The following is a 12,307-nucleotide window of genomic DNA, read 5'->3' on the forward strand; positions in this document are numbered from 1 at the left end:
TTAAGAGTTTTGTAAGTTTTGTATGCGCAAATAAAAGGATAAAAATCGGCTAAGGCGTGCTGAGTTTGCCTATAGCAAAACCCAGCACACGTTAATTCACTCTATTTTTCTTCAACGACCAGACTCTTATCTATAACTTCACGCAAATCCCGCGATAAATCCAGTTGTGTAAGCTGCTCCAACTGATTCAGGATTAGCTTTTGTCTTGGCTCATCATAACTTCGCCAGCGCGTAAAAGGGGTAGCCAATCGTGCAGCGATTTGAGGATTCAGTTTATCCAGTTTAATCAGCACATCACTTAAAAAAACATATCCGCTACCATCTAGGGCATGGAAGTTTCTGGGGTTAGCCATACAGAAAGCGCCAACCAGAGCCCTAACTTTATTGGGATTTTTAATACAAAAAGCAGGATGTTGCGTTAATTTTTTGACATGAGCCAATGTACCTGGTAATTCACATGCCGCTTGCATGGCAAACCACTTATCCAGTACCAATTCATTATGAGACCATTGTTCATAAAATCTTTCTATGGCTTCGTTCCGGTGAGACTCCCTGGAACAATTGACTAGTAAGCTGCAACTGGCAATTTGATCCGTCATGGTCCGAGAGGCTTTGAATTGTTCTTGGCATAATTCTAAAGCATCCGATTCTTTTGCTTTCATCATCAACCATAAACAGACATTTCTTAATTTTCTGCGTCCATAAGCTTGGCCATGCATGCGATGATCTTCTAATTCCCATAATGCTTTATAAAGATCAGATGCCTTTGTGTATAAACCCAATCCCAATTGTTGACGGAAATAGTCTCGCACTGATTCCACCTTGCTGACATCAACCCATTTCATTGTAGCTGCTACTTCTTCAAATCCTGGTGGTGTCAGCAACTCTGCCCGGAGATCCATATCAAGAGACTCATCAAGCAAAACATGCTGAAAGGCAGCGATAAGAGTTTCAGACACTTGCCATTCACTGGTTGGTAATTTCAAGTTTTCATTGAGGCAGTTAAGAACCAGACGTTGTGCGGCGTCCCACTTGGCATATCCATCCGTTTCATAACGCAATAAAAATAACAAATCATCCTGCTCCAGATCATCATAAATTTTTACAGGAGCTGAAAATTCTCTTAATAGCGAGACAACTGGCTTCTCATTTAGCCCGGAAAAAATAAAACGTTGTTCCTTCTCTTTTAACTCCAAAAGCTCATTTTCTATGGGAATCATTTCCCCTTTCGAATCAAATAATGCCATGCGAACCGGGATATGAAATGGTTTTTTCTCATGGCATTCAGGAGTAGGAGGACAATGTTGTTGCATAGTAAGTTCTAATCGCCCTTCTGAAAAATGGCTTAGGACACGCACTTCAGGCGTCCCTGCCTGGCTATACCAAAGTTTGAATTGTGTTAAATCGACTCCGTTGGCATCTTCCATGGCAGCAACAAAATCATCAATGGTTACGGCATGGCCATCATGGCGTTTGAAATAAAGATCCATGCCTCGTCGAAACCTCTCCTTGCCTAGCAAAGTATGTTGCATGCGAATCACTTCCGCGCCTTTGTTATATACTGTCGCCGTATAAAAATTATTAATTTCCTGATAGGATTCAGGTCTTACTGGATGCGCCATACTCCCCGCGTCCTCAGGAAATTGAGCGCTACGCAATACCTTAACGTCCATGATCCGATTGACATCACGAGAATTCATATCCCGAGAAAATTCCTGATCCCGAAAAACAGTCAATCCCTCTTTCAAACTTAACTGGAACCAGTCACGACAAGTCACACGATTTCCTGTCCAGTTATGGAAATACTCATGGCCTACTACACCTTCAACATCCGCAAAATCTTGATCAGTGGCTGTTTCAGGGCGAGCAAGGATGTATTTGGAATTAAATATATTCAATCCTTTGTTTTCCATGGCTCCCATATTGAAATCGCTTACAGCGACTATCATATAAATATCTAAATCGTACTCACGACCATAAACCTCTTCATCCCATTTCATGGCCTTTTTTAATGACTCCATGGCATGAGAGCACTTGTCTTCATTCCCTGGCTCTACATAAATACGTAAATCAACAGTTTTCCCAGAGCAAGTAACAAAACTGTCTCTAACACTAGCTAAATTACCAGCTACCAAAGCGAATAAATAAGAGGGCTTCTTGAAAGGATCCTTCCAAACCACCCAATGACGTCCATCAGCGGTTTCCCCAGCATCCATTAAATTACCGTTAGACAATAAAATTGGATATTGCTTTTTATCAGCATTGATTCTTGTTGTAAAAGTTGCCAAAACATCGGGTCTATCCAGATAATAGGTAATTCGCCTAAAACCTTCTGCTTCACATTGAGTACAAAACAAATGGTTAGAACGATAAAGTCCTGATAATTGTGTATTTTCTTGTGGTTTGATGCGAGTCACTATGTTAAGGATTATTTCATCAGAGCATCGCTCTATAATAAGGGCGTCTTTAGACAAAACATACTCTGTGGGTTCTAATTTTCGCCCATTTAAATGCAAACCGATTAATTCCAGCTCTTCACCATACAAATGCAAAGCGCCATCCTTTTGACGTGTTAACTTAAGAGTGCTGCTCACTAAAGCATGGTCATCATACAAATCAAAGTTCAATTCCACCATCTCAACTGTGAAACAAGGCGATTGATAATTCTTCAAATAAATGGTCGTGTCTGGCATAGTCATTGCTTCCTATAAAAAAAACGAATAAGTTTATTGATTTATGTATTAAATTAAGTGGTTAGTCTACTATACTATGAATTAAAAGAAGTAGTTTTTGCTTTTATACAGGAAAGAGTAAAAAAGAATCACATTATATCCTTCTCAGGGTTAAGTAAAAGGGGATGGCGCATGAATACACAAGATTTTTTAGCGGGTTATACCAAACGATTTGTTGATAATAAAGAAGAAGACATGAGTTTGGATGAGTATCTGGAATTGTGCAAAACGGACCCGACAGCATATGCCAACCCAGCAGAGCGTTTGCTTATGGCGATAGGCGAGCCTGAATTGATTGATACTCGACATGATCCGGTTCTATCACGAATTTTCTCAAATAAAATAATCCATCATTATGAAGTTTTTAAAGATTTTTATGGAATGGAAGAACCCATTGAGCAAATCGTTGGCTTTTTAAAACATGCTGCGCAAGGTTTAGAGGAAACGAAACAGGTTTTATATCTTTTAGGGCCTGTTGGTGGAGGTAAATCGTCCATTGCAGAAAAATTGAAAGACTTAATGGAAAGAGTCCCTTTTTATGCAATCAAAGGCTCCCCTGTCTTTGAATCTCCACTGTCATTATTTAACCCCTTGGAAGATGGTGAATTACTTAGAGAACGTTTTGGTATCCCAACACGCTACCTACGCTACTTAATGTCCCCCTGGGCAGTCAAACGATTACAGGAATACAATGGCGACATCAGCAAATTCCGGGTTATTAAAGTCAAGCCTTCTCGACTCAAACAAATTGCCATCGCAAAAACAGAACCTGGCGATGAAAACAATCAAGACATTTCTTCTCTGGTTGGTAAAGTCGATATCCGTAAATTGGAAGAATTTTCCCAAGATGATCCTGATGCTTACAGCTACTCTGGAGGCTTGTGTCGAGCCAACCGCGGGCTTTTGGAATTCGTGGAAATGTTTAAGGCACCGATAAAGGTACTTCATCCCTTGCTGACCGCAACGCAAGAAGGTAATTACAATGCCACAGAAGGGCTTTCAGCTATTCCTTTTGAAGGAATTATACTGGCCCACTCCAATGAATCAGAATGGCAATCCTTTAGAAACAATAAAAATAACGAAGCATTTATAGACCGAATCAACATAGTCAAAGTGCCTTATTGCCTGCGTGTTTCTGAAGAAATCAAAATCTACCAAAAACTAATCCATAACAGTTCTTTAGCCAATGCGCCTTGCGCACCTGGTACACTGGATATGCTAGCCCAGTTTTCTGTATTAACCCGTTTAAAAGAACCACAAAACTCCAGCATTTACTCCAAAATGCGCGTGTATAATGGAGAGAGTTTGAAAGATACCGATCCCAAGGCAAAATCGTATCAGGAGTATAGAGATTTTGCAGGGGTTGACGAAGGGATGAGCGGAATATCCACGCGGTTTGCCTTCAAAATCCTTTCAAAAGTATTCAATTTTGATCATACTGAAGTGGCAGCAAACCCGGTTCATTTAATGTATGTGCTGGAACGCCAAATCGAACAGGAACAATTTCCTCAAGAGTTACATGAAACCTACTTGAACTTCATTAAAGAATATTTGGCGACCAAATACGTCGATTTTATAGGTAAGGAAATTCAAACCGCTTACCTGGAATCCTATTCTGAGTATGGGCAGAACATATTTGATCGTTACATTACCTATGCTGATTTCTGGATTCAAGATCAGGATTATCGCGATCCGGATACTGGCGAGATATTTGACCGAGCCTTATTAAACCTGGAATTGGAGAAAATCGAAAAACCGGCAGGGATCTCCAATCCTAAAGACTTCCGTAATGAAGTAGTCAATTTCGTACTGCGCGCTCGAGCAAATAACCGAGGAAAAAACCCTGTATGGAATAGCTATGAAAAACTAAAATCAGTCATTGAGAAAAAAATGTTTACCAATACTGAAGATTTGTTACCCGTTATTTCTTTCAATGCCAAAGCATCTGAAGAAGATAAGAAAAAACATGAAGAATTTATCTCTCGAATGGTAGAGAAAGGCTACACACGAAAGCAAGTTCGCTTACTTTGTGAATGGTACTTGAGAGTAAGGAAGTCACAATAATAGGTAGCATAATTCATAACGTGACAGGTTATGAAATACAGTCAGGATTATAAGTAACTATCTGAAGCAATAAAATGGAACCCAAACTCAGATATCGCTAATAGCCTGACTAACAAAAAACTTACCTGCAGAAGGTGTGGAGCTAACAATTATGTCGCAATTAATTGATAGACGACAAAATGCTGGAAAAAAAAGCACGGTTAATCGCCAACGTTTTTTACGCCGTTATAAAAGCCAAATTAAAAAAGCAGTTTCTGAGGCTGTCGGAAAACGGAGTATTACTGAAATTGACCAAGGCGAACAAATCACTATACCCGCCAAAGACATTTATGAGCCTCAATTCCATAGAGGCCATGGTGGCCATATCGAACGTGTACTACCTGGAAATGATAACTTCATCGCCGGAGACAGGATAAAAAGGCCTGGCGGTGGAGGTGCTGGAGGTGCTGGAGGTAACGCCAGCGATAGCGGTGAAGGTGAAGATAATTTTGTTTTTGAATTATCCCGTGAAGAATTTTTGGAGCTCTATTTTGAAGATCTGGAATTACCTGATTTGGTAAAAAAGGAATTAGCAAGAATTAGCACTTATAAAACAGTAAGAGCTGGCGTAACCACGAGTGGAATACCTAATAATATTAATGTCCTTCGTTCAATGAAGCAAGCAACAGGACGTCGCGTCGCTTTAGCCTCCCCCTATAAAAAGCGCTTAAAGGAGGCTGAAGAAGAACTTGAACGCCTGAAGCAATTAGCCAATCCGGACAAGCTAGATATTTTGAAGCTTGAAAGAGACATTGAGTTTTTCAAAAAAAAGATACAGACCGTACCATTTATAGACACAATTGACCTGCGTTATAATCACCGTGTGCGAGTGCCATCACCATCTACACAAGCAGTGATGTTTTGTGTGATGGACGTATCAGGCTCCATGGATGAAGCTAAAAAAGACATAGCAAAACGCTTTTTCATATTACTTTATATGTTTCTTACCAAAAATTACGAAAAAATTGAATTGGTTTTTATCCGCCATCACACCTCAGCCAAAGAAGTTAATGAAGAGGAATTTTTTTATTCACGCGAGACGGGCGGCACCGTTGTTTCCAGTGCCCTGGAGTTATTAAATACCATCATTGAGGCACGCTATCCTCCTCAAGCCTGGAACATTTATGTTGCCCAAGCATCCGATGGCGATAACTGGAATGCAGACTCTCCTTACTGCCAGGAGCTGCTACAGGAAAAAATTATGCCTTTATTGCAATATTTTGCTTATATTGAAATCATGCCCCGTCATCATCAAAGTTTGTGGGAAGTATATCAACAAGTAAAAGAACGTTATCCTAATTTTGCCATGGAAAATATTGATAATGTCGCTGACATTTATCCTGTATTTCGCGAATTATTTAAAAGGAAAACGCTATGAGAAAAAAGCCACTGTCAACCGGTGCAGAATGGACTTTCGAGTTAATACAGGCCTATGACCGCGAAATTGCGCGCATCGCTAAAAGCTTTAATTTGGATACCTATCCAAACCAAATTGAAATCATTACCGCAGAACAAATGATGGATGCCTACTCATCTGTGGGTATGCCCATCGGTTACCACCATTGGTCTTTTGGAAAACATTTTGTCAGTGTTGAGAAAAGTTATAAAAGAGGACAAATGGGCTTGGCCTATGAGCTTGTAATTAATTCCAATCCTTGTATTTCTTATTTAATGGAAGAAAATACCATGGCTATGCAAGCATTGGTTATTGCCCACGCATGCTATGGCCACAATTCTTTTTTTAAAAACAATTACTTATTTAAAATGTGGACTTCTGCAGATGCTATTATTGACTATCTGGTATTCGCCAAGAAATACATCAGTGATTGTGAGGAACGTTATGGAATAGATGCGGTAGAGTCAATACTTGATGCTTGCCATGCCCTTATGAATTACGGAGTTGATCGATACAAGCATCCCGCTCCTTTATCTATCCAGGAAGAAAAAATTCGACAGCAAAACCGTGAAATTTACATGCAATCACAAGTTAATGAATTATGGAGAACAATACCTTTCAGTAAGCAAATCGATAAAAACGGACAAAAAAAGCGCTTCCCAGAAGAACCTCAGGAAAATATTCTTTATTTTATAGAAAAAAATGCCCCTCTCTTAGAGCCCTGGCAAAGAGAAATAGTGCGTATAGTAAGAAAATTAGCCCAATATTTTTATCCTCAGGGACAAACTAAAGTGATGAATGAAGGATGGGCTTGCTTTTGGCATTATACTATTTTGCATGCCTTGTATGACGAAGGTTTAGTGACCGATGAATTTATGCTGGAAATACTACAAAGCCACACCAATGTCATCATGCAACCAGCATACAATAGTCCTTATTACAGCGGTATTAATCCATATACCCTTGGCTACCACATGATGCAAGACATCAAACGAATCTGTGAAAACCCCACAGAGGAAGACAAAAAGTGGTTCCCCTATCTCGCGAACACAGATTGGCTCACAAGCCTTGATACAGCGATGCGCAACTACAAAGATGAAAGCTTTATCGCTCAATACCTGTCACCAAAACTTATACGAGATTTAAAACTGTTCCATATAGTTGATGATGATCGCAACTCCGAATTATACATCAATGCCATTCACGACGAATGGGGATATCAGCAAATCAGAGAAGCATTATCCAGGCAATATAATCTGGGTTATCTGGAACCTGATATTCAAGTCTATTCTGTCGATTTGCAAGGAGATCGCTCTTTGACTTTAAGATACTCTCAACAAAACAGGGTACCACTTGGAAGTTCAACTAATGAAGTATTGAAGCACTTACATTATTTATGGCAATTTCCGGTCATATTACAGGCAGTAGATGTGGAAAATAAAATCACCGAGGAATTTAGTTGTCCACCACTAAATACAAATAAAACAGCGGAAACTCATTGATGATCTTATAGGACTTACTCAAAATAGCAATTAGTTTTCAATTATATATAAGTACCGGTATCTTTATCCTTTACTCACTGCCCCTTAAGTGATATTGAAGCAATTTATCTGTCTACCCCTTCGGCAACAGGCAATCTGCGGATGCCCCGATCGAAATACTCTCCTAATAATTTCTTAATAATTTTGTACTATACTTTGCCATAATCAATCTTTGGGGTCACTGCCATGCCTTTAGCTCAAACCAAACGCCTGATTAACACCTACGGCGCTTCACTTAAAAATGGAACAATTTCTAACGAAGAACTGATTAATTTGCTGGATCCCAACACTTTTACAAAATCAGAAGGTTATGTGGATCCCAATGCCCCGGTTTCAGACTCCAATCACAGCAAAATGGATGCAATAAAGGATTTTGTATTAACTATTGGCCCAACTTTAGATTCTGAGATACTTCACCAATTAACATCTCGAGTGATCGAACTATCGCCCCCAGGAGATAGAAACACTTTTATGAGAGGCTCCAGCTTGGAAAAAGCTTTTTTAGCTTTTGAAATGGCTTACTATCCAACAAAAGCAGAAGAGCATTTCAACTCAACAAGAATTAGAACAGAATTCCCAGGCGAAAATGATATTGCCAATCTTAAAGCGGTTATTTTGAATCCAATCATTGCATTTTTCCAATCGCCTCCCGGAACCGATGAAAAATTAGAAAAACTAATTGAATTGTGCACAGATTATAAAGAGCACTTGCAACCCTCTCTAACCGATGACGTTAATAATCTAGTAAATAAAAAACATGCGATTGTTACAAGCATGCTAGCAGCTCTCACTGACAGCACAGCTTCAAATAGTGCAACAAAAATTAAAAATATGGAGCAAATACTGACTGAGGAACACAAAGCCACTTTAAAAGATCGCCGCGACTCATGGAGTGGCGCAAGATTTCTTGAAAGCATACTGCACATATTAAGCCTGGGCATTTATTCAAAACTGACCAAAGGCACTTTTAAGTTTTGGAAAAGCCATGGCGAGGCTCTCTCCGATAACATTGAAGAAGTTAGCAAACAGCAACCTGACATGAAATAAGTATCAATCGATAATCAATAAACTGACTTTAAACAAATAGCCTCTCAAAAATATTTAAGATTCTTGAGAGGCATTCAAACAATTACTCGGAGGCCAGCTCAATAGCGAACGCTACAGCCAGTTTGGAGAAGTTGGTCATATGCTCCAGATTTAATAAATCCATTTTATCAGAAGAAGTATGGATGTATGGATTGTGATCGGCGAAACTGGTTTCACATGGGAAAGCAGCAGGAATATCTTCTTCATTCCAGGAGGCATGATCACTGCAGCCATAACCACATCGAGAATAATCTACCGGTACGTGAATATAATGATCAATTAATTTGGCCAAATAATTACTTAAATTCTTATCTGTGTAATCAGTAAACACCCACATCGTTGGATCATTGGCATCATTTCGATAGCCTGTCATGTCAAATTGCACCACAGCCTTCACTGGAATTGATTGTTCCTGAAAGTGTTGAACGACGTGTTGTGAACCAACCAAACCTCTTTCTTCAGCGGCATACCAAATAAAATAGATGGGGCGCTTAAATGTCGCTTTAGATGACATGATAACCCGCGCTGCTTCCATAATACTTGATGAGCCACTACCATCATCACCAGCGCCAGGCATACGACCATCAAGAGTATCCATATGAGCGCCAATGACAATAGCGGGAGCCTGTATGTCTTTGCCAATCACGGTAACCAGGGAAGGTTGTTTGTACCACCCGGTTTTTACAAAAAAGGTCGAAGTATCAGTTCTGTCATACTCAACAGCCATTTGTTCAAATTTGGATTTTAACCAATTGGCCGTTTCAACACCTGTATCCTTGGTTGCAGAGCGATTATAATAGGAAGTCAGATGAGTCAAAGTTTGCCATATGTTGTCAGAGACTACTTCTTTTAATGCTGCATTGACTTCTTCTTCATGCTTGATTTCATAAACGTCTTTATGTAATTTGAATACACCAAACGGTTTAATGAGTTTTTTTTGCAGTAACTTTTGAGCAGATTGCTGTTGGTTTGCCGCTAATGTCCCTGTTAATTTGTGACTCACATTCATAAAATGGCCACAATTTACTTTATCAGCCAGAATAGTCAGAGTCTCTACATCAGATGATGAGACATCAATAATTTTGAACTCTTTGTTCTCGGCCAAAACCTTATGGGGTATGGTTATTTTTGCAGCAAGGCATTGTGGAACTTGCAATTGCTCATGAACAGGCGACGTCGTTGCAAAACATGAATTACTGGCGAGTATTAATCCTGATGTGATACAGGTCATCCATTGGTTAAAACGCATATCCTCTCCTAAGTTATTTAAATCGTTTTTGATACTACCTGATGAAACGAATATTGCAAACAAACTTTATTGTTGAATTGCAACAAAGACAAAAATTATCTTTTTTGACATTAATGCTATTGATAATCATTTTCATTTAGTATAAAGTTCTGCATTACGCATCAATGAGCAAATATACTACAATGAATATAAAAAATATACCTATCAAGCCCCAAAAAATCCCTTATTACTTGTTTCTTCTTTTACTGACGACAGGAGCAAGCCTGATACTTGGCTTTTTAAGCTTTGGAGGCATGTATGCTCTTTTGCCCGCGCTGCCTTTAGCTTTCGCAGGTTTTGCTTTATCGGTCGCTTATGAAGGCGAAATCTATTTGCAAAACATAAAAGGCGCTCTTAATAAACTGTTTAAATTTAACTATCTTAAGAATTACCTGGCCAAAGAGTATTTGCTTACTCATTTTCCAAACACCGACGAAGAAAATTGCCCGCAATTTTTCAAAGATTATAAAAGACAGTTAGAATTATTGGGTGAATTTGGTCATAAAGAACTCAATCAAGACAGTAAAAAAAGAAAGCGCCAAATTGAAAAAACACTCTCAGACATGGAAAAGTGGTTTGCCCTGCAATTGTTTTCAGATAAAAACAATACATCCCCAACCCCATCCAAATACACGAAGGAACTACTTGACTGGCTTGCTTTAAATAAGCAAGACGAATGGGTAAAACGATGGGAAAAGCGTCATTTTCAATTTCATATTGTCAAAGGTTTTAGTGTGGTTGCTGGTCTTTTCATGGGGCTGGGAAGCACCTATCTTATTGTTGAAGCCTTTACGGTAATTCCGTTTTTTGCTGCCATTCCATTCGCATTGTGGCCCATTATAATCCTTCCAATGGCTATCGTCGCAGGGGCTGCTTATGGAATGCTGACCTATAATGCTGTTACTGATATGATCAACAATAATACAGTTGTCAAATGGTATAACAAAATTCGCGATGATTTAAGTCAAGGTTTAACTGTACGCAATGTGTTTATAGCAACTACTGCTGTTTTTCTTGTTGGACTGGCACTGGCCCTAACCGTCTGTACTGCTGGAACATGGTGGACGATTGCTACAAACGCCCGCCCTTTATTTGACTGGATGAAAAAAATGCCCAGTTTTATTATGGGGGTTATCAATCCGATTATAACTGGTGCTTCGGCTATCGTCTTTAACATACAAAACACAGCTGAATCACTGGATATGGTCGATGAAGCAACTCGTAGCAATAAGAACGTCTTCCAAAAAATTTACGAAGCAACAAGCAATGGATATCAGCACTTACGTGAAACTGAAAATTGGTTACAAATAGTTAACCCGTTTCGCATTCTTTTAAAATTAACCATTACCCCACTACGTATTCTTTTGTTTCTGGGACATTTGATCAGCGTTGCAGTCACATCGGATCGTATGCCTGGAGTACCGCAGATTCTTTCCGCACTCGTTGCCATTATTAGCGAAGGCTTTGAAGATGCCCACTATTTTATTGGACATGACCATGAAGACGAACAGGATGAAGAACATGGACACCAAGATCATCACCAATTTGAAAAACTCCTAAAGGAAAGGCTGAATCCTGACTCCGATCAAGATCATAATATGGATATTCCTACCTGGGTATTAAAAACTATTGCTTCACCTATATATGGCTTAGCAGCACTCTGGGATTGTTCTGCCAGTAAGCTAAATCCTCCTCAAGAGAATCATAGTAAGAATTTGCCTTCTGGCAAAAAACCTCATGTGTTAAGTCTTGGAGAAGCATGGAATAAACAATGGGGAGTAGCCAAAGAATTCGATGTTAAATTAAATGCTAATGCTGAACGCCCATCGCAGGAATGGCAAGTTGAGCATGCTGTTGCTCGGATAGAGAAATTTCAAAGAAAGCATCTTAAAGACATCGTTATAGGTCGCGAATTGGCCGATAAAAAGATCGTCGCGCTCAATCAATTAAAAGAAAAAATACGTCATCCTGAAAAAGGTGAAACATTGAGTGACACTCTGGAACAAGCTAAAAAGCAATCAGACTACAATCAACACAGACTATTTAGCCAAAAAGGGGAAAAAACCCGCACACAAATCTTCATTGAAGAACTTCCAGAACGCGTCAATCTCTCTCATGGCCAATGATAGTGATTACCAATAAGTGCCTTAAAAAAGCAGCA

At 39.3% G+C, this 12,307-nt stretch carries 7 protein-coding genes; 5 read left to right on the forward strand and 2 right to left on the reverse strand.

Going from position 1 to position 12,307, the window contains the following annotated elements:
- Nucleotides 1-101: 101 nt before the first annotated feature.
- A complete protein-coding gene (gene pepN, locus OQJ02_RS14010; protein ID WP_265719592.1) occupies nucleotides 102-2,693 on the reverse strand; it encodes an aminopeptidase N in 2,592 nt (863 codons plus the stop codon).
- 171 nt (nucleotides 2,694-2,864) lie between these two features.
- On the opposite strand from pepN, the gene OQJ02_RS14015 reads away from it, so the two are divergent.
- The 4 genes from OQJ02_RS14015 (at nucleotide 2,865) to vipE (ending at nucleotide 8,819) form a co-directional block, all read left to right on the forward strand.
- Nucleotides 2,865-4,796, forward strand: a complete 1,932-nt coding sequence (locus OQJ02_RS14015) for a PrkA family serine protein kinase (protein ID WP_265719593.1) — start codon at nucleotides 2,865-2,867, stop codon at nucleotides 4,794-4,796.
- Between the two features lie 151 nt (nucleotides 4,797-4,947).
- Nucleotides 4,948-6,213 (forward strand): YeaH/YhbH family protein, encoded by a 1,266-nt coding sequence (locus tag OQJ02_RS14020; protein WP_265719594.1) that lies wholly within the window; start codon nucleotides 4,948-4,950, stop codon nucleotides 6,211-6,213.
- A complete protein-coding gene (locus tag OQJ02_RS14025; RefSeq protein WP_265719595.1) occupies nucleotides 6,210-7,733 on the forward strand; it encodes a SpoVR family protein in 1,524 nt (507 codons plus the stop codon). The genes OQJ02_RS14020 and OQJ02_RS14025 overlap by 4 nt, the downstream gene beginning before the upstream one ends.
- Before the next feature lie 225 nt (nucleotides 7,734-7,958).
- Nucleotides 7,959-8,819 carry a Dot/Icm T4SS effector VipE gene (vipE, locus tag OQJ02_RS14030; RefSeq protein ID WP_265719596.1) on the forward strand — a complete coding sequence of 287 codons (861 nt, stop codon included), beginning with the start codon at nucleotides 7,959-7,961 and terminating at the stop codon, nucleotides 8,817-8,819.
- Nucleotides 8,820-8,901: 82 nt separating this feature from the next.
- Here vipE and lapA read toward each other — a convergent pair whose 3' ends face one another.
- A complete protein-coding gene (lapA, locus tag OQJ02_RS14035; RefSeq protein ID WP_265719597.1) occupies nucleotides 8,902-10,107 on the reverse strand; it encodes an aminopeptidase LapA in 1,206 nt (401 codons plus the stop codon).
- A 182-nt stretch (nucleotides 10,108-10,289) separates the two neighbouring features.
- Here lapA and iroT point away from each other — a divergent pair, with 182 nt between their 5' ends.
- Entirely contained in the window at nucleotides 10,290-12,272 is a 1,983-nt protein-coding gene (iroT, locus tag OQJ02_RS14040) for a T4SS effector ferrous iron transporter IroT/MavN (protein WP_265719598.1), read from the forward strand.
- The last annotated feature ends 35 nt before the right edge of the window (nucleotides 12,273-12,307 follow it).

Origin of the sequence: Legionella sp. PATHC032 (assembly GCF_026191185.1) — a bacterium.
Classification (GTDB): domain Bacteria; phylum Pseudomonadota; class Gammaproteobacteria; order Legionellales; family Legionellaceae; genus Legionella.